Below are 23,523 nucleotides of genomic sequence, written 5' to 3' on the forward strand. Positions count from 1 at the left end.
ACCGGCCCTGCTTATGGCGCTTTGGCTAATAAGATGTCAGCCATAACGCTGTTATTGATGCTTTCACCGCACAGCATTTTCATCAGCACTTCACTGCCGAGCTGTGACAGGGAGAAGGTCATATCCGCATGCAGCAGGCGCATTTTGTCGCGGTTCTCTTCCTGATTCACCACAGTCACGGTTTTCACGCCTTCACCGGCCAGCTGTTTCACCGCCAGCAGCGCAAAGGTGTTATCCGCATCATTATCACTGATAGCCATCACACAGCGGGCATCTTTGACATTAGCTTCATTCAGGGTCACGGCATCCGCACTGTCACCGGCCACGGTCACGGTGCCGTCAGGGAAGTGCTTTTTGTCCTCATCAGAACAGATCACCACCACCTGCAAACCGCGTTTTTTCAGTCCTTTATAGATATTGACCGCCAGCGGATTCGCGCCGATAACAACATAATGCTCTTTCATGTGTAACAACCTCTTTTTGACAATCTCGCGTGTGCCGCGCAGGACGACACCCACAATGTACACAATGGATGTGGTGAAAATCGTGATACCGAACACCACCACCGTCAGGGTAAACATCCGCGCTTCCACGCTGATCGGGATGATGTCCCCGAAGCCGACCGTGGTCATACAGACCAGGGCAAAGTAGAAGGCAGCTGAGATATCCGTGACATGCGGCTGGAATTCATTGCCGAGATACAGGGTGCCGAAGACGGAATACACCACCAGCAGGATAATACTGCTGACCGCCACCACGCCGGCACTGGTCAGGCTGTGATGCGGGAACTGCCGCCACAGGCAGCCGGACGCAATCAGCAGCGCCAGCGAGAACAACCCCTGCAGTGAGTATTCCCGGGCCAGCCCCAGATCCATCAGTACCATCGTGAGCAGGATAAACAGGGAGAACAGCCAGGCGATGCGTGCGCCGGTCAGCATCAGCAGCGCCAGCAGTGCCAGCAGTAACCCCAGCATAAAGCGGGGAATATCCAGCAGTTTTATAAACCCGAGCGACTGTAACCACGCGGTGAAACCGCCGTCCTGCCAGGCAATATCCCCGGTATAGGAAAACAGCACCGGCGACAGGATCATCACCCCGTCAATAAACAGCAGCACCGACAGGATCACCCGCAGACTCAGTAATTTATGTAACCCTGTCTTCAGTAGATTACTCTGCATATTTCTCCCCTTTTACTGACGGTGTTCCGGCATGATGTCCTGATTCGGCACCAGGAACAGCCAGGAGGCCAGAACGAACGGCATGGTCAGTGTCGGAATACCGAACGGCGAGACCACCACATCCAGCGCGCCCTGGACAAACACCGTAAAAATCACACCCACTACGGTATACACCAGCACTTTGAAGCTCGGTTTATTAAATGTGGAACCCAGCGCGATCGCAGTTAACACGGCGCTGAATGAATACAGCCCGGTATGCACACTACCGAAGTCTGCTTTCAGGAAAGATGCCACACCAAAAGCCAGCAGTGAGCCAAAGACCGCAAAGACCGCCGCCCACACAGAACTGACTGCCAGACCGATCACAAACAGGATCCCCACGGTAATGCTGCTCAGCAGAAAGACCTCTGACACACCACGAAAAATATCCGGGATCAGATCGGAATACGGGATCCCGGCGATCGGTGCCACATACTGATCCGGCAGTGCCGGCCCCGGCAGACTGACGCCTTTGATACCGAAGAAACTGTAACTGGCCAGCAGGATAGTCCAGGTCACCAGCACGAAAGGCGCGGTCAGCGCAGCAACTTTCCAGTTTTTCAGGAAATCGGTCAGTGAGATGGTGGCGATCACCGCCACGATACTGCCGAGCACAATGGCCGCCCACATAAACGGTGTGTTATCCAGGAAGGTCGGCAACGCCACACCGACCAGGCAGCCGTTATAGCCGTACAGCCCGGCACGCAGTGAAGTGACATCCATTTTGCTGACATACGCCGTCAGCGTGGACACCACGGTACCGAGCAGACAGCCCCAGCCGACCGCCGGAATGCCTTCACTGTATGCACCTGTAAAAATAGCGGCGAAAAAGAACAGCCCGGTCAGCGGGTTGTTCTGAAACATCACCTGCGCACAACCACGCAGCGTGATATCAATAAAATGTATGACAGGATTGGATCCGGCCAGTTTATTCCAGCCGTTCTGACTGACTGTTGAAGTTGCCATCGTCTTTCCCCTGAAGGTAAACCGGACAAAGGGACTGATTATGCTGATAATAACCAGTCCCCTGAGTAACCACCGGTGTCATCCTGCAGCGCATCAGCGCCACAGGAACGGTTTCTGCAATGTGATGCCGAGGATCTCTTCCCGGGCGATTTGCCAGAAATAACGGACAGCCTCTTTGGTTTTCGGGCTGTCGATTCCCAGCACTTTGAAGACCAGACCGCACTCGTTCGGCAACTGCGTCGCCCCGAATGCAACCTCTTCATCCGTGTCATAACGGGCTTCCAGACGCTCCAGGATACGGGCATGATGCTCTTTCGGTGTCAGTAAAATCACGTTACCGAAAACATCAAAACCCCCCATCACGCCGACCACATTCAGTGCTTCTTTTTTCGGTTCCAGAATGTATTTTTCAACAAATAATTCTTTTCCCTCATTGTCCTGCGCCCGGATCTTTGAGGAAAAAATATCAAACCCGAACTGTTCGTCCGGATGGTGATATTTCCGCCCCGACATCAGGATCTCGGAGTAGATCACGGTTGCTGTCGGATCAACCGTGATCTGAGTGTCCGTTAAAAAACGGGCATTACGGTGCGGGATAATCGGATCCGGCATAAACTCCAGATAACCGCCGGCTTCCACCACCACATTCTGGTACTGCGTGGCGTAGTTCGCCTCCATCATGTGGATTTTGGTGGCGGACTGTGTGGTGACGTGGGCGCACGCCCCCTCTTCCACAATCAGATCCAGCGCCTGGCGGTCGCCCTGTAACAGGCAGCCGGAGGTGGAAATCATAGTGACACACGGCATCTGCGGCATCATTTCATCCCAGTACAGCGCGCGCTGCACCAGGGAAGGTACGCGGCGCTCCATTTCCACCATTTCACTGCGGTATTCCCGTTTGGCAAACCGCAGTTTCAGATAGCCGCTTTTCCCGATGGCACCACTTTGCATCTGCTTTGGCTCATCCTGGTAAGGCGCCATTTCCGGCGCCTTTTCCCCTAAGAGATGAGCCCGGAGGCGCGTAGGCGTCCCCGCAATCTCAGCCCTCAGTTGTGTCATGCTTTCGCTCCCGGGATCTGATGGGTGAACAGGAATTTATCCATGATCATATCCACCAGCTCCACCACGCCTTCGCCGGTTTTGCAGTTGGTCATGACATACGGACGGTTGCCGCGCACCACTTTGGTGTCACTTTCCATCACTTCCAGGCTGGCACCAACATACGGTGCGAGGTCGATTTTGTTGATGACCAGGATATCCGCCTGCACCAGGCCCGGGCCGTTTTTACGCGGGATTTTTTCCCCTTCCGCCACATCGATAACATAGATGTAGAAGTCAGCGAGTGCCGGGCTGAAGGTCAGCGTCAGGTTATCGCCGCCGCTTTCAATCATGATGACGTCGCTGTCCGGGAAACGCTCTTCCATATCTTCCACGGCTGCAATGTTCATACTCGGGTCTTCGCGTACGGCAGTGTGCGGGCAGGCACCGGTTTCAACGCCGAGGATTTTCTCTTCGTCGAGGATCCCTTTCAGGGTGCGTTTGACCTGCTTCGCATCTTCGGTGGTCACGATGTCATTGGTGATGATTAACGGCTTGATCCCGCGTTCGATCAGGATCGGGGTGATCACTTCAATAATCGCCGTTTTACCTGAACCAACAGGGCCGCCGATGCCGATCCGTGTCATTTTTTTCATCAATATACTCCCGGAAAATAAGTCAGCCGCCTGTCAGTTCATAAACAGGCGGACAAAAGATTTGGTATGAACTGCCGCAAGGACGTCGATCACCGGCACATAGGAAGACATCTGTTCAATGTCGCCGCAGGCTGCAATATCGCAGAAGGTTTCAATGTCGTTGTTCAGCTCAAATAAAATGTGCTGTGTTTCAAAGTGCGTGATCCGCATCAGGCGCATGGCGGCGCTGAGGATCGTCATTGCGATCCCGTACTGATGCATAACCACCACTTCGCGTTCGCCGATACCCTGTACCGCCATCACAATAGCCTGAGTGACAGGCTGGGTGCCCGGGGTGTCCCCGCTTTTAATCTGTGCCAGCCACCATGCCACGAGCGGATCGTCAAAAATATGGACAGAAATTTCCGCCAGTTTTTTCCCCATCCGCGTTGCCATCAGGCGGGCTTCTTCATTCAGTTTGCGGTTATTCACCGCCCGGTCGACCCGCAGAATGGCGTCGTTATCACCGGCAAGCACTGCGCGGTGTGCCGCGACAACAGCAATACCGTCACCGCTCGCCGCCTGTTTCAGCGCGGTGCGGACAAAGCCTTTCAGGGTTTCGGCATCATGTACCACACCCGTCTGAATCGCCGATTCCACACCGTTTGAGAAAGTAAAGGCGCCGACGGGAAGTGCCGAATCACCAAACTGCATGATCCGGATAAGATCAGCCGCTTTCATCACACGTTCTCCCGTTCCGGTCTGTCAGTGTTTGTGGTCATGGTCGTGATCGTGGTGATGATCATGGCCGTGGTCGTGACTGTGGTCATGATCATGGCTGTGCCCGTGATCGTGGCCGTGTGAATGTGAGTGCCCGTGGTTATGTGCCACATGCACGTGAGTATCTGTCTCTTCCGCGCCGCCGAACAGCAGACGGGATTCTGAGTTGGTCAGGATCGGCAGAATGGTTTCGCCTTTGACGAAGGCAAACGTATCATTGTCGAAGCCGTGGGTGCGCATCACCGATTCCATCACTTTTTCACTGACGGTCAGCGGGACATACACCTTGTTTTCTTTGATAACGGCTTTCCAGTGCTGGTTACCGAGCGCATGGCCCAGTTCAAAACTGATGCGGATCTGCTCTTCCGGCGTGCTGCCCTGAAGACGTTTAAGATCAACAACCATGACATCACGCAGATCGATCTGGACAACAACCATCGTATTGGTGGCGTCGTCGGTGTGGATCACATCTCCGTCAGACAACAGCACGTTGCGATCCAGCGCGATCCCGATATCCAGCCCGTTTTGGGTGTGTTTACGGCAGCGGCTTTTCTGGGCTTCACGCTGATCGAGGATCAGCATATCCACCGTCATTTCGTTCGCTTTATCAGCCCACGCCTGATCTTTTCTGACGTTGCCGAGAATGTGCTCAATGAGGATCATGGAATTACCTTTTTGTTATGCCCGGCGGGCAGAACAACACCCGCCGGGGAAGTCAATCAGCCGAAGAAATAACGCTGGTTCATCGCCGCCACCGAGATTGGCTGGCAGGTCGCGTGTTCCCCGTTAACTTTCACCGCGAAGGTTTCCGGATCCACTTCGATATCCGGGGTTTCGCCGTTACGGACCAGGTCGCGTTTGGTGGTGGTGCGCATGCCCTGAACCGCGACAACTTCGCGCTCCAGACCCGCTTTCTCTTTCACGCCATCTTCCAGTGCTGCCTGGGAAACGAAAGTCACACAGGTATCCTGCAGGGTTTTACCCATCGCACCAAACATCGGACGATAGAAGACCGGCTGCGGCGTCGGCAGGGACGCGTTAGGGTCACCCATCGCTGCCCAGTTGATCATGCCGCCTTTGATAACCAGTTTTGGTTTCGCGCCGAAGAAACGCGGATCCCACAGGACCAGGTCCGCCATTTTGCCGACTTCGACTGAGCCGAGCACATGGCTGATACCCTGGGCAATCGCCGGGTTGATGGTGATTTTTGCCACGTAACGCAGAACACGGAAGTTATCGTTACCCGCCGCATCTTCCGGCAGCTTGCCGCGTGCCGCTTTCATCGCGTTAGCGGTCTGGATCACACGCAGCCAGTTCTCACCGACACGGCCCATCGCCTGGGAGTCACTGGAGAACATGGAGATAGCACCCATATCATGCAGCACGTTTTCCGCTGCGATGGTTTCCGGACGCACGCGGCTTTCCGCGAAGGAAACGTCAGCCGGGACATTCGGGTTCAGGTTGTGACATACCATGATCATGTCGAACAGTTCTGCCTGGCTGTTGATGCCGTACGGCAGTGTCGGGTTAGTGGAGCTCGGCAGCACGTTCGGCTGGCTGACCACTTTGATGATGTCCGGCGCATGACCACCGCCCGCACCTTCGGTGTGGTAAGTATGGATAGTACGGCCTTCAAAGGCTTCGATGGTATCTTCCACATACCCGCCTTCGTTCAGACTGTCAGTATGTACCGCAACCTGGATATCATAATCATCTGCCACACGCAGGGCATGACGGATGGCGTTGGAGGTTGCACCCCAGTCTTCGTGGACTTTCAGACCGGCAACACCGGCAATGATCTGTTCAACCAGCGGATCGCGGGCAAAAGAGTTACCTTTCCCGAGCATACCGACGTTAACCGGTAAACCTTCCAGTGAACGCAGCATCGCGCGGATGTTCCACGGACCGGCGGTAACCGTTGTCCCGTTGGTGCCGTCTGTCGGCCCGATACCGCCGCCGAAGAAGGTGGTGACACCGTTGGACAGCGCCGCATAAGCCTGCTGTGGTGAGATCAGGTGAATGTGGGTATCGATACCCGCCGCTGTCAGGATCAGATGCTCACCGGAGATAGCATCAGTCGATACCCCGGCAACCATTCCCGGGGTGATACCGTCCTGCAGGTTCGGGTTACCGCTCTTGCCGATACCGACAATTTTACCGTCCTTCACACCCACGTCCGCTTTGATGACGCCTAATTTGGCATCCAGGATAGTGACGTTGGTGATAACCAGGTCGAGCACGCCGTTGTCGCTGGTCAGCGTGTTGTTCGCGCCCATCCCGTCACGGAGGGATTTCCCGCCGCCGTAAACAGATTCTTCGCCGTAACCGCGTAAGTCTTTTTCAATTTCGATATAGAGATCGGTATCACCAAGACGGATTTTGTCTCCGGTGGTCGGCCCGAACAGGCCGCAATATTCTTGTCTGGAAATCTGTGGCATAACGTGTTCCTTATTTCGTTCAGGATGCCTGTGCATCACTGCCGGAAAATCGTGTCAGGACGGAGAATTACTTCTTCGCTTCTGCTTTATGGCTGAAACCGCGGGCAATCGCTTCGTTCAGAGCAATCGCTTTTGCCGGACGTTCGCTGGTGGCCACATTATTACCGGCCCAGCCGTCCACCAGGTTGTTAAACCCGTAAACTGTCTGTTTGCCGCCGTAAGGAATAAGAGAAACTTCAGTTTCATCACCCGGCTCAAAACGGATTGCGGTGGTGGATGAAATATTCAGGCGTTTGCCGTAAGCCGCTTCGCGATCAAATTCCAGGGCATGGTTCACTTCAAAGAAATGAAAATGCGAACCGACCTGAATCGGGCGATCCCCGGTGTTACGGACTTTAATTTTGGTTTCCGGCTTACCGGTATTAAATTCAATCGGGGTATCCGCAAAAATGACTCCGCCTAACGGCGTGGGTTGTTTTGTATTGCTCATAATCAGAACCTCACCTTTTTGCTGTACGTTTATTTGATTGGGTTATGAACCGTCACCAGACGGCTGCCGTCTGTGAAAATCGCCTCAACCTGCACATTCGGGATTAAATCATCCACCCCTTCCATCACGTCGGCTTTGGTCAGTACGGTGGCAGCTTCTTTCATCACATCTTCCACTGTTTTGCCGTCACGGGCGCCTTCCAGTGCTGTCACGGTAATAATCGCGACCGCTTCCGGGTAATTCAGTTTTACCCCTCTGTCGCGACGTCGCTGCGCGACATCCGCCAGGGTATATACCATCAGCTTTTCAACTTCTCTCGGGGTTAATTGCATAACGCCTCCACAATTGAATGAAAACAGAGTCATCAGACAGCAATCCGGATATCAGTATTCCGGGATACCGTGATTTCAGTTTTTATTTCAGTGACGCATCCGCTGAATGCAGACACAATCCGCCACTGACCGCCGGACATGCGCAGGCGCACACCCGGAAATACTAAAGCGTGAAAAATGTAAGCTGTTAATCAGCCATAAAAAAATAAATCATGCACCGCTGTTCTCCTGATAAGAAAACGAGGTTCAGATCCCTTTCAGACTATGCGGAGTTTCCGTTACCGCATATAAATGAATTAATATCCGCTACTGTGTTTAAATATAAAATAAATAACCCTGCTGATTTTCAGCAAATAAATAAAAAATACTCATATACGGACGAATTAAAGCGGATTATCACCTGTATTCATCCGTCATTCTTATTACCGCCTCATCCCGGTATATTTCCGCCCCGCCAGAAAACGGTGTTCCGGCAGTGCGTCCCACAGTGACTGCAGCCACGGGCTGCCTTCCCCGTTCAGTAATGCCTGCGATGTCAGTGTTTCCTGTAAAACCCCGTGACGCAGCACGGCAATCCGGTCAGCAAAGCGGGCGGCCATCGCCAGATCATGCGTGACCCACAACACACCGCGCCCGTCCGCACACAGCACTTTCAGATGCGCGAGTATCTGCCCCGCATGTTCGTCATCCAGCCAGGATGTAATTTCATCCGCCAGAATATACTGCGCCCCGGTCAGCGTTGCGCCGCAGGTCAGCACCCGTTTTGCCATTCCGCCGGAGAGCCGGTTCGGAAACGCATCCGTCAGCTCAGGCCGGAGGTTATAACGTTGCAGCTGGCGCGCCACGTCGTGCATCTTCACATGCATACCGCTGAGTGTGGCCGCGCGTTCCAGCTGCGGGCCGACCCGCACCAGCGGATTCAGCGCACTCACCCCCTGCGGTACGTAACACAGGGTGTTGCCGCGGTGCAGCTGTTTGCTCTCTTCCGTCAGGGTTTCCCCCGCCAGCGAGATAGCGCCACGGCAGCGCATATTATCCGGCAGAAGCCCCAGTGCACTTTGCAGCAGCAGGCTTTTGCCTTCCCCGCTGCTGCCGACCAGCGCCACCAGCTCACCGGGCTGAACTACCAGGGAGATATCTGTCAGCAGCGGCTGCCAGCGTTTTTTCCGCAGCCAGCTGAACTGTGCGACATCAATGGCAAGCCGGTCAAATTTCAGCATTATGCGATCCTCAGCCAGAGCTGTTGTAAGGCTTTCGCAAACTGATCAAACAGTAACACCAGTCCGACCAGCACCAGTCCCGGGAAAAATGCCAGCCACCAGGCACCGGTACTGAGATAGCGCAGTGCATCTGACAGCAGGATCCCCAGTGATGCCTCATGCGGCGCAAGCCCGAAGCCCAGAAAACTGAGCGCCGCACTGTGCAGTACCGAATGCGGTAACATCAGCAGTGTGCCGACAATCCACTGCGGTAATAACATTGGCAGATAATGATGACGCCAGCAATACAATCGCGAATTTCCCATGCGTTGTGCCAGCATCACATAATCCGTTTCCCGCACCCGCAGGATTTCCGAGCGCAGGATCAGCGTCAGTTTCGGCCAGTGTGTCAGGGCTATCGCCCAGATCACGCCGGATTTTCCGCCGCCCAGGGTGAAACAGATTAAAATCAGCAGCAGCAGATGCGGCAGCGCCAGCAGTGCATCAATCACCCCGCGCACCAGATAATCTGTTCCTTTGTTAACCGTTGATAACCCGGCCATTGTCAGCGCCACCAGCCCGCTGGTCAGGGCGGAAATCAGTCCGATCTGCAGACTGGTTGCCATGCCCTGAAAAGTGCGATCCCACAGATCACGCCCCAGGCTGTCAGTGCCGAACCAGTGCGTGACAGACGGTGCCTGCCGCCGCGCCAGGAAATCCATATCAATATCAGTGTGTGTGATCCATATGGCATAGACGCCCAGCAGGATCAGCATCAGTAATGTGCCCGTCAGTTTTAACAGCGCACGGTTCGGGTTATACGTCATGATTCGCGGATCACTCCCTGATTCACGCGGCGCAGTAAAATATCCGCCGTGCTGTTACCGATAAAAATCAGGATCGCGCAAAACATCACAATACCCATCAGCAGCGGGATATCCCCCCGCAGCCCCGCGTCTATCGTCGCCTGTCCCAGTCCGGGATAGGCGAACACTTTCTCCGCCAGCAGTGAACCGCTCAGCAGTTCCCCCACAGAGGCAAACTGTAAACAGAGTGCCGGGGTAATGGCGTGACGCAGCACATGAAATTTAATCATCGGCCAGCCTTTATCCCCCTGCGCTTTCGCATAACGGATAAATTCGGTCCCCATCACTTCCGCCACTTTTGCCCGTGTGTGCAGGGCAATGTTACCGACACCGAGTAAGCCCAGCGCCAGCACCGGCAGAATCAGGTGATGAATTTTCTGCCCGAAGGTTGCTGTATCCGCATCCTCGCCCATCGGCCAGGCACAGCAGATTGGTGCCCAGTTCAGGGTGACCGCAAACAGCGACAGCAGCAGCAACCCTATCCAGAACGTCGGTATCGAAGCCAGCAGATACGACAGTGCCGAAATAATTTTGTCCGGCCAGCGGTTCAGATAACGCCCGGCCACCAGCCCCAGCAGCAGCCCGGCAATGCCCGAGAGCAGCCAGGCGCTGATAAGGAGTGCCAGTGACGGCCCGAGCCGCGCCGAAATCACCTCTGACACCGGCGCGTTATACAGCATAGAGTAACCGAGATCGCCCCGCAGCATCTGTGAGAACCAGATCCAGAACCGCTGCCACAGCGGCTGATCCAGTCCCCAGCGGGCGGCAATCGCCGGATACTGCTCCGGCGGCACATGCAGCAGATCATTTCCGATATAGGCTCTGATCGGGTCAATTGGCGAATAGCTCAGGAGGATAAATACCCCCGCCGCCGTGACCGTCAGCAGACAAACAAACCGCACGAAAAGGAGCAGGGCACTGCGCATTATTTACAGGTCCAGGCCCAGTCATCCACACTGTTGAGCAGTGACCATGACCCGTGGATCTCCGGTGCCCCCTTGCCCAAATCAACACAATCACTCACCACATAGGTATGCTGTACATTCAGCAGCCACGCCCAGGCGGCATCCCCTTTAATCCCGGTACCGGTTTTGCCGTTCCAGTCCACCTGCTGCCAGACAGGAATGGCGGCTTCCTGATCCGGCGCACTCATGGCTTTCTCAAGAATGGCATCCACCTGCGGATTTTTGTAATAGCCCGGGTTGTAGAATTCCACACCCGCCGCTTTGCTGCTGTAGTGATGGACTAACTCCATCGGATCCAGGCTGCCCCAGCCGAACAGCGTCGGGTTGGCGTGCATATGGCGTTCGACGGTTTCCCAGCTGCCGGACTGTAAATCCAGTTCAATGCCGATTGGTTTCAGGAAGGCGCGGATAGCCTGTGCCAGGTCACGGCGGGTGGTATCCCCGCTGGTGTACCACAGCGTCAGTTTGGCGACTTTGCCGTCTTTCTCACGCAGCCCGTCTTTATTGAGTTTCCAGCCGGCTTCTTCCAGAATCTGTTTGGCTTTTTCCGCATCACCATCTTTAAAGGCGGCTTCCGGGTTGTTCCACGGCAGGCCGTGAACACCGGTAAAGGCCGGTACGGCGTACCCTTCCATCACCTGCTCAGACAGCAGTTTGCGGTCAATCGCATAGTTGATGGCTTTACGGATGGCAACATCAGAGGTGATATCGTTACCGATCGGGTAACCCTGTGCATCTTTTTCACCGGCTTTCGGGATAGGGAAAACAATACCGCGGTTTTCCACGCTGGCGCGTTCCACCAGTTTCATCCCTTTGACATCACCGGCAGTTGCGGCAATCACCGGCGGAATGCGGACAACCTCAAGCTGGCGGCTCTGTGCGGCAGCAAAGGCGGCATCCTCATCCAGGAAGACAAACACCAGCTTGTTAAAGTCATTTTTCGGCCCGGCGTAGTACGGGTTAGCCTCAACAATCAGCTGCTGGCCCGGCTGGAAAGCTACCAGGCGGTACGGCCCGGCACCCACCGGTTTTTGGGCATACTGTCTGGCATCATATTTATCGGCGGATACAATGCCGAGAGAGCCGAGCACGTTGATAAACGTACTCTGAGGTTCGGACAGGGTGATTTTCACTGTCAGCGGATCAATTTCCTCTGCTTTGGCAAAGTTACCCATATCGATTTTACCGCCGCCGGCGGCCGCATTGTTATAGGTGAACGCCACATCTTTGGCGGTCAGCGGGGAGCCGTCAGAGAATTTCAGGTCTTTTTTCAGCTTCAGTGTCCACTCTTTGCCGTCGGCATTGTGGTCGTAGCTGTCCAGCAGGTAGCTGTGCCAGGAAAGATCGGCCTTTTGTTTGAGCAGCGGGCTGTGCAGTAACAGATAACTGCCGTGGCTCCAGCCGAGCATCGGGTCAAACCCTTCTGTCGGTTCTGCGCCGATGGCCAGCCGCAATGTATGACCGGTATTTTCTGCCGCAGCCAGCGCTGAAGCACTGATTGCTGTACCTAACAGCAGAGAGACGAGTGTTCTTGCAAAAACTGACTTTTTAGTCATTACTTGTCCTTACCTAACTAAAATTTACAATGTTTAATTTTGAGTTAATCCGGCGTTACGCAAAATCACCTATAAAAAATTAATCTACCAAAGAAAACAGAGTTTATACCACTAAAATCACGTCCGAAAATGATGCATATTAATGAATCGTGGTAAAAATCGGATTTCTCATATATTAAATTCTTTTATTCAATCCTGCTGCTGAATAATAACATCATTACATATTTCTCTGATAATTTCAGAATGAAATATTTTGTAACAACCTACCCGTAAACAGACTAAAAATGATTATTTGCCAAAGCATTATGATGTTTACACACGGGCTCGCAGGTGATGTTATCAGCATGACAGTTACACATTTCTTAACAGCTTAACACACTCTTTTTGATTATAACGGTTGAATTCTCTTTAGTATTATATATTAATAATATTAATTATTTTCTTTCGGAAAATATAATCATAACACGTCATCACAGGATTTTATCCAGGTCTGAACCCGCTTTACTGCGCCTGTTGCAATATGAGTAACTGAAACTCATTCAGATAAATTAAGAAAACCACAGAAAAACCGAAATATTAAGCAGAGAAAAGATAACAAGGGAAACAAAAATGCGGAAAATACAGACAATTCCTGGTAATAAAAACGTAACTTCGGGAATTGTCTGCTGGTTACAGGTAAAAACCGATGGGAGTGACTATCTCAATATGACCGTTTCTGCCGCGTTCCTGTGGCGGCAGCGGGAAAGGTGATGCCCGTTGTACGGTGGCAAGCGCTTCTTTATCGAGCAGTTTTGTGCCGGATGAATTAACCAGCTCCGCAGAGACAACATTTCCCTGCATGTTCAGAGTCACTTTCACATGAGAAACGCCGGTGGATTTATAGCGCAGCAGTGCGCGCGGATAGCGTTTATATTTCGCCAGATGCGAATGTACCGAGCTTTCCCAGCCGGTACTGCCGCTGACCGGCTGCGGTGCATGGCTGGTAAAATCCGCACGGCTCGCGGAACTGTCGCCCTGACGCGGCGCGGAAGTGCTTTCTGCCAGTACCGGAGACGGATTATCCGTTTCCGGCATTTTGATCTCTGTTACCGGTTTTTTGTCCGCTTTTTTCTTTGGTTTTTCCGCTTTCCGTGTCCAGGTGCCCTGGTCAGAAACCGCCAGTTTATCGACAGCAGACTCCCGCTCCGGCTCAGCCACCGGCTGTGGTGCCGGTTGTGACATCACCTGTCTGACACCTTCCGCCTTTTCCGGCGGTGCACTTTCCAGCTGATAAACTCCCGGCATCAGTACAAACGCCGGGGGCAGCATGCCTTTCGGCTCATCCGCTGAAAAACCCAGCCAGCCCAGAAACAGTGCCAGCAGCAGCGCGTGAGCACCCACACTGGCAGCTGTGCCGCCGACTGAATATCGCCTGTTCTGATAACAGGCCGCAGCCACATTCAACATCACTCAACTCACTTTTTTAATCGTTATTCACGTATTTCAATTTGTAAAATTACAGGCATAATGATAACGCAAATGATATTGCTTTTTATTATTAAATAATAATTCAAATAACAACAATGAGATTTTTTGGATTTTTCTAAGCAATGCGTAATGACTCCTTCAATTACGATGACTTCGATACACACCAGAAAAATGACGACTGAAAAATCGGTAAGCAGGCTTATCGCCGGGGCTTATCACTCAACCTACCATCAGCTTGTCCGCTTCTTCCATAAGCGGCTGGGCAACAGTCAGGATGCACGGGATTTGTCGCAGGATGTGTTTGCCCGCTGGCTCAAAGGCGGCAACGAGACATCTGTGCAGGAAACCCGCGCGTTCCTGTTTAAGATCGCCAACAATGTGCTGACCGACCACTGGCGTCACAGCCAGCGGAAGGGCCGAGACCGGGTCAGTGAATGGGATGATTCACTGACAGAGAAAGTGGCACAGGCACATGCCGATCCTCAGGTACAGCTCGAACACCGGCAGCGGCTGGACAGGCTGTATCAGGTGCTGAATGAACTGCCGCCCCGTCAGCGGGAAGCCTTTGTGCTTTACCGGTTTGACGGACTTTCGCAAAGTGACATTGCCGAACGGATGGATATTTCTGTCAGTATGGTGGAAAAGCATATTGCCCGTGCCCTGCTGCAATGTAAACGCGCCATGAATGCCGCAGAGCAGAAGGACGGGGAATGACAGACCGGCGGGAGCAGGACGAACGGGAAGACGCCGCCGCACTGTGGTTTACGCGCTGGCACAGCCAGAGCATGACGGCACAGCAGCAGCGGGAATTACAGGCATGGCTGGCGGCTTCCCCGGAAAACCGGCAGGCGTTTGATGATATGGCGCTGCTGTGGCGGGAGATGTCGGCCCTGCCGCGCCCGGAAATCACAGAGCAGGCACCCGCCCGGGCTTTTCCGCTTCTGCGCCCGCTGCGCCATACCCTCGCCGGACTGTTTATCCTGGTGATGCTGTTTCTGCCCTACAGCCAGTTACCCGCCCTGCTGATGGATAACCTGACGCTCGCCACCGCCGCGGAAAGCAAATCCATGATCCTGCCGGACGGCAGCCGCATTTTTCTCAGCCGTGACAGCGAAGCGGATATTACCTATGAACAGACACACCGCCGTATTTCCCTGGTGCGCGGTACCGCCTTTTTTCAGGTGAAATCCAACCCGTGGCGGCCGTTTGTTATCCGCGCGGACGGCAGAGAGATAACGGTTGTCGGCACGGAATTTGATGTCAGCCGCCGGGGAACGGAAGTGGCAGTCTCTGTGGCAAACGGGATTGTCGCCCTGCGGGATGCGCCGGATGAAAAACCGGTGTATCTGCGTGCCGGGGATAAAGCTGTCAGCCCCGCGCAGGGCGCTGCACTGCTGCTCAGCCATATCCCGCCGGAACAGGCCGGGGAGTGGCGCAACGGACAGATCACCCTCACCGATACCCCGCTGCGTGATGTTGTTGACCGCCTCGCACCTTACAGCAACCACCCCGTCTCACTTGCCGCGAATGCGGCGGATCTGACCGTCTCCGGCCGGGTCACCCTTTCCGAAACCGATGCCTTTTTCACGGCATTGCCGCTGCTGTTACCGGTTGAAGTCACCGAACTGCATGACGGCAGCCTGTTGATTGTGAAGAAAAATAAAAATAAATGAAAAAAAGAATAATTATCAGGTGAGGATAATTCTCATTTCCGCGTCTTCTGATACAGGGGATAACTATGACACTTCCGGAAATGATAAAAATGACAATAAAACCATCACCATTCAGCATCAGGGCGGCCAGTTCTGCCATTGTGCTGGCACTCGGGCTGACAGCGGCACCGGCCGGAGCCGCAGATCTCACGCTTGATCTGCCCGAACAGGCACTGAGCCGTTCACTGAACACCATCGCACAGAAGGGACAAATCCAGTTACTGTATGATGCCGGACAACTCGGCGCACTGCGGGCACCGGCTCTGCACGGCAGCTATTCCGCACAGACCGCCATCCAGACACTGCTGGCAGGCTCCGGCCTGACGCTGGTGCAGCAGGGCAGCAGCTATGTTATCCGCCCGCTGACAACCGAAGCGGAAACCATTTTAATCCCGGAAACCCGGGTTCAGGGCGAACTGGCTTACCATCCGGCCACGGATGTCATGTCTGCCCCGCAATACATTACTGCGGAGGAGATCCGCCAGCGCAATACCGGCGACGGCAACGTCACGGAACTGCTGCGCACCAACCCGGCGGTACAGTTCGCCGGTAATGACAGCTCGTCCCTCAACCAGGGCGAAATCAAACCATCACGGATTTCCATTCACGGCGCATCCAGTTTCCAGAACGCCTATAAACTCGACGGCATCAGTTTTAACAACGATTTCGACCCGGCAAAAGATACCCTGGGTGAAACCTCCACCCGTCTGGACAGCGGCGACCAGGGCATGTATATAGACAGCCGTCTGATCGACAGCGTGACGGTTTACGATAACAACATCCCGGTGGAATTCGGCGGCTTTACCGGCGGCAGTGTGGATGTCACCAGCCGCCGCTGGAACGGCGAAAACAGCGGCCATATGTATTACCGCACCACCCGCTCCTCCTGGAATCATCTGTTTGAGGATTCCTCACAGCCGATTGATTCATCAAAAAATGATATCAGTCACCCGGCCCGTTTCCAGAATGAATATAACAAACACGATTTCGGCGGCTGGTTTGAAGTCGGTGTAACAGAAAACAGCGGCCTGACGGTATCCGCCTCCCGCCGTACCTCCACCATCCCGGCCAATACCTCGGTACTGATGGCAGTGATGGAAGGTGAAGAACTGGTCGGTTATGAGTTTGATAAGCGCAAACGCAACCAGAAACGTACCTCAGACAACCTGTTTGTGAAGTATGCAATGGATCTCTCGCCGGTCACCACGGCGGATATTTCCCTGAATTATTCTGACTACAAGGCGCGTTTATTCGCCTCCAATATTGCCAACTCCGGTTATGACAATAACCACAAAGGGTTAGGTGTGACCGGTGTTCTGAAACACCAGACCAGCCTGGCTGATCTGGAATTCACCCTGGGTTATCAGAAACTGAAAGATAACCGCGTGAATGACGAGCAGAATTTCTATGAAATGAAGAACCGGTCACCGGACGGAAAAACGATTGTTAACACCAAAATGGGCGGACTGGGTGATCTGCGGACCGAGCAGGACAATGTCACCACCAAAGCCGTCGCCCGTTTCCTGCCGTCAGAAGGCTTCGGGATCACACACCGCCCGACACTCGGGATGGAATCCACCCATACCAAAGGCCGCTATATCCGCGATAAGTCGCACTATCACACCAGCGAGGACTATGTCAGCTATGCGGAATGGGGGTTTGAGGATCCGGTAGTCAACAAGCACCGCTTCCTGCCGGGAACCGCCTCTGTCAGTTATAACAACTACTCCCTGTTTGCCGATGACAATATTGAAATCGGCCGCCTGACACTGCGTCCGGGTGTCCGTGTTGACCGGGATGATTTTGTCCGGCAAACCAATATCGCGCCGCGCCTGGCCGCCACTTACGACCTGTTCGGTAATAAAGAAACATTGCTGATCGCCGGTGCCAACCGTTATTACGGCCGCTCCATGCTGACTTATGCCCTGTACGGCGCGCAGAATGCCGGGCTGGAAAAATGCTATATGTGCGGCTTTATGGGCATGGATCCGACCTGGGATAAAACCAATGATTATGAAGGCCTGGATTCACTGAAAACCCCGTATAACGATGAGATTTCCCTCGGCCTGCAACAGGAAATCCTCAGCACCACCTGGCGTCTGACCTATGTCCACCGTGAAGGTTACGATGAAGTCCGCAGCCGCACCAAATACAACAACCTGACCGGGTCAGATAAATACTCCGATAAAGGAAAAATCCGTACCTTTGATAATGCCGGACGCAGCAAACATGACTCCGTTACCCTGGCTGTCAGCAACAGTCAGCCGTGGGAATGGGGACAGGCAACCCATGTCTTTACCTCCTCAATCGTCTGGCAGGATACCAAAACCAACTTCCCGTCTGACCAGGGCTATGCCTTCTTTGAACCGGGCACTGCCATTAACTCCGACAAAGTGATGTACGGCGGCAAAGTGATCGATGTCAGTGATCTGCCTGCCAGCAACTTTAACTCGCCGCTGAAGCTGAACGTTGAGCTGACCAGTGACTGGGATAACTACAACATTTCCTGGTACAACCGCCTGCAATGGTGGGGCGCGCGTAATCAGGCTGTCCGTCATGACAACGAAGTGGTCCGTGATCCGCAGTACGGCGAGTTACGTGTCTATCAGAAAGAGCATTTCGCATCCAAATTCACCTGGGATACCCGCGTGAACTGGAAACCGGAGTTTGCTTACGGTGCGTCTGTCTCACTGGAAGTGAATAACGTCCTGAATAACAAAAATGTCGCGGATACCTTTATCTACGCCGGTAACAAGGTGATTGCCTATGATCCGGGCCGTCAGTTCTGGTTACAGCTGAATTACGATTTTTAATCTGAGCATGTGAGCAATGTCTCTTAACATTATGAATAATCAATGAAAACAATAAAACAATTTTTCTGGCTGGTGAAGCCGTTCTGGGGGCGGCGTGCCGCCCTGTTTTGCTGGTTCTTACTGTTGTTGTCTCTCGGGCTGACACTCTCCTCCGTCTGGTTCAATATCCGCATGAACCAGTGGAACGGGGATTTTTATAATGCACTGCAAAAGCTGGACGGCGCGGCGCTGTATCAGCTGATCAAATTTTTCGTCGTGCTGGTCAGCGGGCTGATTCTGGTGGTGGTGCTCGGCACGTATTTCCGGCAGAAACTGGCTATCCGCTGGCGGGAGGGGATGACAGAACAGATCCTCAGCCGCTGGCTGTCGCCGCAGAGCCGCCATTACCTGCTGCGCCTGACCGCCCGCGAGCCGGATAACCCGGATCAGCGGATTGCCGAGGATGTCCGCCTGCTGGTGGAATCTACCCTCAGTCTGCTGATCACCTTCCTGCATTCACTGCTGACCCTGATTTCCTTTGCCGCCATCCTCTGGCAGCTTTCCGGCAGTATTCTGCTCTCTGTCGCCGGTACTGACTGGCGCATCGACGGCTATATGTTCTGGGCCTGTATCGCCTACACCTTAGTGGGTATCGCGCTGACACAGCTTATCGGCGGGCCGCTGCGCAAACTGAATATGGAAAAACAGCAGCGTGAGGCGGATTACCGTGCGGCACTGATCACCCGCAGACAGCACGGCGATGCCATTGCCGGACAGCGGGGGGAGTTACAGGATAAACAGCAATTGCTGGCCCGCTTTGCCCGGGTGGCGGCCAACTGGAATCAGCTGATCCGCTGCGAGCGGAATTTATCCTTTTATACCGTGGGTTATCAGCAGGTGACCGCACTGGCGCCGATCCTGTTTGCTCTGCCGAAATTCCTCGCCGGGGAACTGATGCTGGGCGGATTAATGCAGCTGCGTCAGGCCTTCAGCAGTGTTGCGACGTCACTCGGCTGGTTTATTTTTGCCTATAAAGAGATAGCCGCCTGGCAGGCGACGGTAACCCGTCTGTACCATTTCGTCCGTCTGCTGGAAAATGACGCGGTGTCTGATGTCACCGAAACCCGTCAGTCGGCAGTGCGCCTGGATGTTTGCGCCGATATTCTGCTGCAGGATAATCGTCCTCTGCTGGAGAATGTCTCACTCTCTCTGCACGCCGGAGAATTTGCCATTATCAGCGGCCGCTCCGGACTGGGTAAATCCACTCTGCTGCGCACACTCAGCGGTCACTGGCCTTATTACCGGGGCAATATCAGCCGTGAACAGGATGTAATGTGGGTGCCGCAGTCACTTTATCTGCCGTCCGGGACACTGAAATCCCTGCTCGCCTATCCGCATACCGCCGCACAGTTCACGCCGGAGGCTTACCGCGAAGTGCTGGACGCCACCGGGCTTGCTGCACTGACACCACAACTGGATACCGATGCCGACTGGCGTCAGCGCCTGTCCGGCGGTGAACAGCAGCGGTTGCTGATCGCCCGTCTGCTGCTCAGTCAGCCAAAGCTGATGCTGCTCGATGAAATTACCTCCGCACTGGATGATGACAATGCGGTCCGCATGATCCGTCTGCTCCGTCAGCGTCTGCCGGACAGCACGCTTCTGCTGGTCAGCCACCAGCGTTTTCTTCAGCAGGAGGCAGATCGCGTGATCGCCCTGTCCGCCCCTGCCGCCACCTGCACATCAGGAGTCCGATATGCATTATAAACTGACCTTTGCCGGTGTGGTGCTGATCCTCACCGGCTGTACCGCTGTCAGCACAACCGGTACAGATAACCGTCCGCTGCCGCAGCGCAGTGATTTACAGCACATCCGCCTGGCAAACGGCATGAATGTGTATCTTCTGTCACGCCCGCAGCCCGGCGCAGAGCTGCGGCTGCTGGTGGAAAGCGGTTCATTACAGGAAACAGAAGAGCAGCGCGGTCTCGCGCATTTCACCGAACATATGGCCTTTAAAGGCACCACGCATTTCCCGGACACACAGAGTTTTAAACAGCTGGAAAAACAGGGGCTGAATCTCGGCAGCCATGTGAATGCCGCCACCAGCCTCAATTCCACTGTCTATAAACTGTCGCTGCCGCAGGCCACCCCGGAACAGATTCAGACCGGTTTGCAGGTACTCGCCGACTGGGCACAGGGCATGACCTTTGACCCTGTTGCGTTTGATAAAGAACGTTCCGTGATTATTGAGGAGTGGCGGCTGCGTCAGGGCATCGGCTTCCGCATCAATAATGCCCTTGAGCAACTGCGCTATGCGGGCAGTCTCTATGCGGAGCGTGACCCGATCGGGTTATTGGATGTGATCCGCCATGCACCGGTCAGCACAGCAAAAGACTATTATCAGACCTGGTATCAGCCGCAGCGGATGAGTCTGGTGGTTATCGGACAGTTTAACCGCCACGACGTCAGCAATCTGGCGGAGGCGTATTTTAATCAGCCCGCCAAAGAAGATGCCGCACAGGATGATCCGGCCCGTCAGCGCTTTGCCCCGCAGCCGGGACTGCTGGTAAAACCCGTCTTCGATAAAGAGCAGGGACAGCGCATTATGCAGTTCGCGCTGCAGCGGGATATCCGCGCGCCGCTCAATACCCGTGACGGGCAGTATGATGACCTGCTGGATAATCTCTGGGTGACTATCCTCAATCAGCGCCTGACCGCGCTGGTGGATAGCGGACAGTTACCGGCTGCCAGTATCAACCCGCAGGGCGCCATGCTGGACAGCCGCCGTCTTCAGCAACTGATGATAGTGCATCCGCAGGGCGGGGATTACCTCGGCAGTATCACCTTATTGTGGACAGAAATTCAGCGCCTGGCGACACAACCCGTCACACAGACAGAGCTGGACGATGCCCGGCAGAGCCTGCTGGCAAAACTCAGTCAGCAGGCCGCCGGTGAATCCCGCTACGGTAATGATTATCTCGCCGATACCATCACCACCGCACTGGAATACAGAATGCCGGTTCAGGACAAACGTCAGCAGCTCACCACAGCATGGGAACTGCTCAAACCGGTCACACCGGATACGCTGAAAACCCATGTGAGCGGATTCCTGAATCAGGCATCACCACGGCTGGCGCTGCTCGGGCCGGACAGCGAACAGGCCCGTTTTGATGAGAAAGCGTTCACTGACCGCTGGCAGCAGATCCGGCAGTCCGCCCCCGGGCCGTTTTCCCTGACCGTGCGGCAGGTCGCGCTGAATGTCACCCCGGCGGCGGCCGGCAGCATTGTTCAGGAGCAGGCACTGCCGTTACCGTCCACGGAATCGTGGCAGTTATCCAACGGTCTGCGGGTCATTGTGCATCAGGATAAAAGCCTGAAAGATAATATTCAGATCAATCTGCACATTCCGGGCGGCCGCTCACTGGAGCCGGCCGGACAGGAAGGACTGACCGACTGGGCACTGAAACTGCCGGAAAGCAGCGGTTACGGTGAGCTGAGTGCCCGTGAGCTGACCTTATTCAGCAAACAGCACAGTCTCAGCCTGCGGCCGTACAGTGAGCTGCTGAATCACGGATTCCGTGGTGAAGCCCCGCCGGAAGAACTGGATACCCTGCTGAAACTGCTGCATCTGAAGATCACACAGCCGCAGTTCAGCGGCGAAAAATTACTCCGCAATCAGCAGCTGACACTGGAAAGCCTGAACAGCACCCCGGTGGAGCGCCGCTTCCTGGATGCCATTAACCGTGAAAGTCATACTCACGGCGAACGTCTGGTGATAAATGAAAACGGTGGCTGGCGTCAGTTTACTGCCGCGCAGTTACAGCAGAACCACCGTCTCCTGCTCAGCCCGGTACAGGACATGACACTGGTGATCAGCGGTGCGGCAGATAAAAAACAGATAAAACAGGCTGTTGAGAAATGGATCGCCACCCTTCCCGCTTCCGGGCAGCGCCTGCAGTGGCGGGATCCGGCTATCGCACCCAAAATGCAATCCTTCAGCCGGACTTACCCGATAGCCAGCTCTGATAAAACCATGGTGAGTATTCAGTATGCCGCCCCGGCACAGTGGTCACTGAAAGAAAGCCTGACACTGCAACTGGCCGACAGCATCATCAGCAAACAGTTGCGCAGCGCATTGCGGGAACAGGCGGGCGGTATTTACGCCCTGAGTTTCTCCTCTATGCTGGCAAAACTGCCGTCACCGTACTACAGCGCCCGGCTGAATTTCACCACCGATCCTCAGCGCGCCGCAGAGATGACAGCACTGAGCCGGAATGTGCTGAAAACCCTGAAAACAGACGGTGTGAGTGACAATGCCCTGAAAGAAGCCAGAGCCAACTGGTTACTGGAAAAACAGCAGGTTTACCAGAGTGCGGCTTTCTGGACAGAATCACTGGCTCAGATTGCCGGGGACGATAATGAGTTTACGCGGATAACCGCAGAAGAGGCGTTAGTTAATCAGATAACCGCAGAGGATATAAACCGGGCATTATCCCGCTACAGCGGTGAGAATGAAAAATTATTTATGCTCACACCGCCATAATAATATAAAGCCGCTTAACAGCGGCTTTATTATTTCCGTTAACTGACAGAAATAACAATCATTGTATTAACGAATAATGAGAATATATTTTGTGATATATCTCCGTATTATCCCCCGAATGAGGCAGAGATAAAGAGAAACACAGTTGTTATATTTTCTGCGGGTGCCTGATTCTGTCCGGATCAGGCTATGTTTTCCCTGTTCCGGATAGAAGAAAGCCCCGATTACGTTTTTCAACATAAACCGGGGCTGAATCTCTACCAAACAATAGGGATTTTGCCTCCTTAAATTAAAGGAGTCAAGAGAAATGACCGGAAGATCAATAACAACATTAGCTATAGTTGCAGTGGTATTAATAACTGCTCTTACAATTTCTGATGTTGTAAATTCGTTACTCAATAATCATCGGGTATCCGATTTTTCATTGAAAGGCGGAGATATGCTGGTTGACGCAACATTGTCCTGTAACGATAAATGATGCTGAGGGGGGAGAAATCCCCCCGTTTCTCTCTGTTGCAGGTAACGGTTAA

19 protein-coding genes are annotated in these 23,523 nt (G+C 54.0%); 5 read left to right on the forward strand and 14 right to left on the reverse strand.

Translation table 11 applies throughout. The annotated features are described in order from the left end of the window. Window positions 1–11: 11 nt before the first annotated feature. The 14 genes from X965_RS09690 to X965_RS09755 all read right to left on the reverse strand — a co-directional run bounded on the left by X965_RS09690 (window position 12) and on the right by X965_RS09755 (window position 13,928). Window positions 12–1,178, reverse strand: a complete 1,167-nt coding sequence (locus X965_RS09690) for an NAD-binding protein (RefSeq protein ID WP_004242104.1) — start codon at window positions 1,176–1,178, stop codon at window positions 12–14. 12 nt (window positions 1,179–1,190) lie between these two features. After that, complete coding sequence (gene yut / locus X965_RS09695; protein ID WP_004242103.1) at window positions 1,191–2,183, reverse strand: urea transporter; 993 nt, start codon at window positions 2,181–2,183, stop codon at window positions 1,191–1,193. Between the two features lie 93 nt (window positions 2,184–2,276). After that, a complete protein-coding gene (locus X965_RS09700) occupies window positions 2,277–3,242 on the reverse strand; it encodes an urease accessory protein UreD (protein ID WP_015422437.1) in 966 nt (321 codons plus the stop codon). Next, on the reverse strand, window positions 3,239–3,877 hold the full coding sequence (gene ureG, locus X965_RS09705; RefSeq protein WP_036417900.1) for an urease accessory protein UreG: 639 nt from the start codon (window positions 3,875–3,877) through the stop codon (window positions 3,239–3,241). Before ureG ends, X965_RS09700 begins: the two co-directional genes overlap by 4 nt. Before the next feature lie 33 nt (window positions 3,878–3,910). After that, window positions 3,911–4,597, reverse strand: a complete 687-nt coding sequence (locus tag X965_RS09710) for an urease accessory protein UreF (protein WP_004237086.1) — start codon at window positions 4,595–4,597, stop codon at window positions 3,911–3,913. Window positions 4,598–4,621: 24 nt separating this feature from the next. Beyond that, complete coding sequence (gene ureE / locus X965_RS09715; protein ID WP_036417901.1) at window positions 4,622–5,299, reverse strand: urease accessory protein UreE; 678 nt, start codon at window positions 5,297–5,299, stop codon at window positions 4,622–4,624. A 56-nt stretch (window positions 5,300–5,355) separates the two neighbouring features. After that, window positions 5,356–7,074 carry an urease subunit alpha gene (locus X965_RS09720; protein WP_004237084.1) on the reverse strand — a complete coding sequence of 573 codons (1,719 nt, stop codon included), beginning with the start codon at window positions 7,072–7,074 and terminating at the stop codon, window positions 5,356–5,358. Between the two features lie 67 nt (window positions 7,075–7,141). Further along, complete coding sequence (locus X965_RS09725) at window positions 7,142–7,564, reverse strand: urease subunit beta (protein ID WP_004237083.1); 423 nt, start codon at window positions 7,562–7,564, stop codon at window positions 7,142–7,144. Between the two features lie 29 nt (window positions 7,565–7,593). After that, window positions 7,594–7,896 carry an urease subunit gamma gene (locus X965_RS09730; RefSeq protein ID WP_004242097.1) on the reverse strand — a complete coding sequence of 101 codons (303 nt, stop codon included), beginning with the start codon at window positions 7,894–7,896 and terminating at the stop codon, window positions 7,594–7,596. Between the two features lie 422 nt (window positions 7,897–8,318). Continuing rightward, the gene (locus X965_RS09735; RefSeq protein WP_004237080.1) at window positions 8,319–9,116 is read right to left on the reverse strand and encodes an ATP-binding cassette domain-containing protein; all 798 of its coding nucleotides are present in this window, start codon (window positions 9,114–9,116) and stop codon (window positions 8,319–8,321) included. Continuing rightward, window positions 9,116–9,922, reverse strand: a complete 807-nt coding sequence (locus X965_RS09740; protein ID WP_036417904.1) for an ABC transporter permease — start codon at window positions 9,920–9,922, stop codon at window positions 9,116–9,118. The genes X965_RS09735 and X965_RS09740 overlap by 1 nt, the downstream gene beginning before the upstream one ends. Beyond that, window positions 9,919–10,887 (reverse strand): ABC transporter permease, encoded by a 969-nt coding sequence (locus X965_RS09745; protein WP_004237078.1) that lies wholly within the window; start codon window positions 10,885–10,887, stop codon window positions 9,919–9,921. The genes X965_RS09740 and X965_RS09745 overlap by 4 nt, the downstream gene beginning before the upstream one ends. After that, complete coding sequence (locus X965_RS09750; protein ID WP_004237077.1) at window positions 10,887–12,482, reverse strand: ABC transporter substrate-binding protein; 1,596 nt, start codon at window positions 12,480–12,482, stop codon at window positions 10,887–10,889. The genes X965_RS09745 and X965_RS09750 overlap by 1 nt, the downstream gene beginning before the upstream one ends. A gap of 669 nt (window positions 12,483–13,151) precedes the next feature. Then, complete coding sequence (locus X965_RS09755) at window positions 13,152–13,928, reverse strand: energy transducer TonB (protein ID WP_015422436.1); 777 nt, start codon at window positions 13,926–13,928, stop codon at window positions 13,152–13,154. Between the two features lie 192 nt (window positions 13,929–14,120). On the opposite strand from X965_RS09755, the gene X965_RS09760 reads away from it, so the two are divergent. The 5 genes from X965_RS09760 (at window position 14,121) to X965_RS09780 (ending at window position 22,993) form a co-directional block, all read left to right on the forward strand. Beyond that, window positions 14,121–14,663, forward strand: a complete 543-nt coding sequence (locus tag X965_RS09760) for an RNA polymerase sigma factor (protein ID WP_036417906.1) — start codon at window positions 14,121–14,123, stop codon at window positions 14,661–14,663. Further along, on the forward strand, window positions 14,660–15,622 hold the full coding sequence (locus X965_RS09765; RefSeq protein WP_004237073.1) for a FecR domain-containing protein: 963 nt from the start codon (window positions 14,660–14,662) through the stop codon (window positions 15,620–15,622). Before X965_RS09760 ends, X965_RS09765 begins: the two co-directional genes overlap by 4 nt. A gap of 89 nt (window positions 15,623–15,711) precedes the next feature. Continuing rightward, window positions 15,712–18,474: a secretin and TonB N-terminal domain-containing protein gene (locus X965_RS09770; RefSeq protein WP_036417930.1), complete on the forward strand. Its 2,763-nt coding sequence runs from the start codon at window positions 15,712–15,714 to the stop codon at window positions 18,472–18,474. A 42-nt stretch (window positions 18,475–18,516) separates the two neighbouring features. After that, window positions 18,517–20,217 (forward strand): ABC transporter ATP-binding protein/permease, encoded by a 1,701-nt coding sequence (locus X965_RS09775; protein ID WP_036417908.1) that lies wholly within the window; start codon window positions 18,517–18,519, stop codon window positions 20,215–20,217. After that, window positions 20,207–22,993: a pitrilysin family protein gene (locus X965_RS09780; RefSeq protein ID WP_036417910.1), complete on the forward strand. Its 2,787-nt coding sequence runs from the start codon at window positions 20,207–20,209 to the stop codon at window positions 22,991–22,993. The genes X965_RS09775 and X965_RS09780 overlap by 11 nt, the downstream gene beginning before the upstream one ends. The last annotated feature ends 530 nt before the right edge of the window (window positions 22,994–23,523 follow it).

This window comes from Morganella sp. EGD-HP17 (assembly GCF_000512315.2).
Lineage (GTDB): Bacteria > Pseudomonadota > Gammaproteobacteria > Enterobacterales > Enterobacteriaceae > Morganella > Morganella morganii.

Bases quoted from the DNA above. Each gene is read 5' to 3' on its own strand.
- X965_RS09700 (WP_015422437.1), bottom strand. From the start codon at position 3,242: ATGACACAACTGAGGGCTGAGATTGCGGGGACGCCTACGCGCCTCCGG.
- X965_RS09765 (WP_004237073.1), top strand. From the start codon at position 14,660: ATGACAGACCGGCGGGAGCAGGACGAACGGGAAGACGCCGCCGCACTG.
- X965_RS09710 (WP_004237086.1), bottom strand. From the start codon at position 4,597: ATGAAAGCGGCTGATCTTATCCGGATCATGCAGTTTGGTGATTCGGCA.
- X965_RS09780 (WP_036417910.1), top strand. From the start codon at position 20,207: ATGCATTATAAACTGACCTTTGCCGGTGTGGTGCTGATCCTCACCGGC.
- ureE (WP_036417901.1), bottom strand. From the start codon at position 5,299: ATGATCCTCATTGAGCACATTCTCGGCAACGTCAGAAAAGATCAGGCG.
- X965_RS09730 (WP_004242097.1), bottom strand. From the start codon at position 7,896: ATGCAATTAACCCCGAGAGAAGTTGAAAAGCTGATGGTATATACCCTG.
- X965_RS09740 (WP_036417904.1), bottom strand. From the start codon at position 9,922: ATGACGTATAACCCGAACCGTGCGCTGTTAAAACTGACGGGCACATTA.
- X965_RS09755 (WP_015422436.1), bottom strand. From the start codon at position 13,928: ATGTTGAATGTGGCTGCGGCCTGTTATCAGAACAGGCGATATTCAGTC.
- X965_RS09745 (WP_004237078.1), bottom strand. From the start codon at position 10,887: ATGCGCAGTGCCCTGCTCCTTTTCGTGCGGTTTGTTTGTCTGCTGACG.
- X965_RS09735 (WP_004237080.1), bottom strand. From the start codon at position 9,116: ATGCTGAAATTTGACCGGCTTGCCATTGATGTCGCACAGTTCAGCTGG.
- yut (WP_004242103.1), bottom strand. From the start codon at position 2,183: ATGGCAACTTCAACAGTCAGTCAGAACGGCTGGAATAAACTGGCCGGA.
- X965_RS09770 (WP_036417930.1), top strand. From the start codon at position 15,712: ATGACAATAAAACCATCACCATTCAGCATCAGGGCGGCCAGTTCTGCC.
- X965_RS09690 (WP_004242104.1), bottom strand. From the start codon at position 1,178: ATGCAGAGTAATCTACTGAAGACAGGGTTACATAAATTACTGAGTCTG.
- X965_RS09750 (WP_004237077.1), bottom strand. From the start codon at position 12,482: ATGACTAAAAAGTCAGTTTTTGCAAGAACACTCGTCTCTCTGCTGTTA.
- X965_RS09720 (WP_004237084.1), bottom strand. From the start codon at position 7,074: ATGCCACAGATTTCCAGACAAGAATATTGCGGCCTGTTCGGGCCGACC.
- ureG (WP_036417900.1), bottom strand. From the start codon at position 3,877: ATGAAAAAAATGACACGGATCGGCATCGGCGGCCCTGTTGGTTCAGGT.
- X965_RS09725 (WP_004237083.1), bottom strand. From the start codon at position 7,564: ATGAGCAATACAAAACAACCCACGCCGTTAGGCGGAGTCATTTTTGCG.
- X965_RS09760 (WP_036417906.1), top strand. From the start codon at position 14,121: ATGACGACTGAAAAATCGGTAAGCAGGCTTATCGCCGGGGCTTATCAC.
- X965_RS09775 (WP_036417908.1), top strand. From the start codon at position 18,517: ATGAAAACAATAAAACAATTTTTCTGGCTGGTGAAGCCGTTCTGGGGG.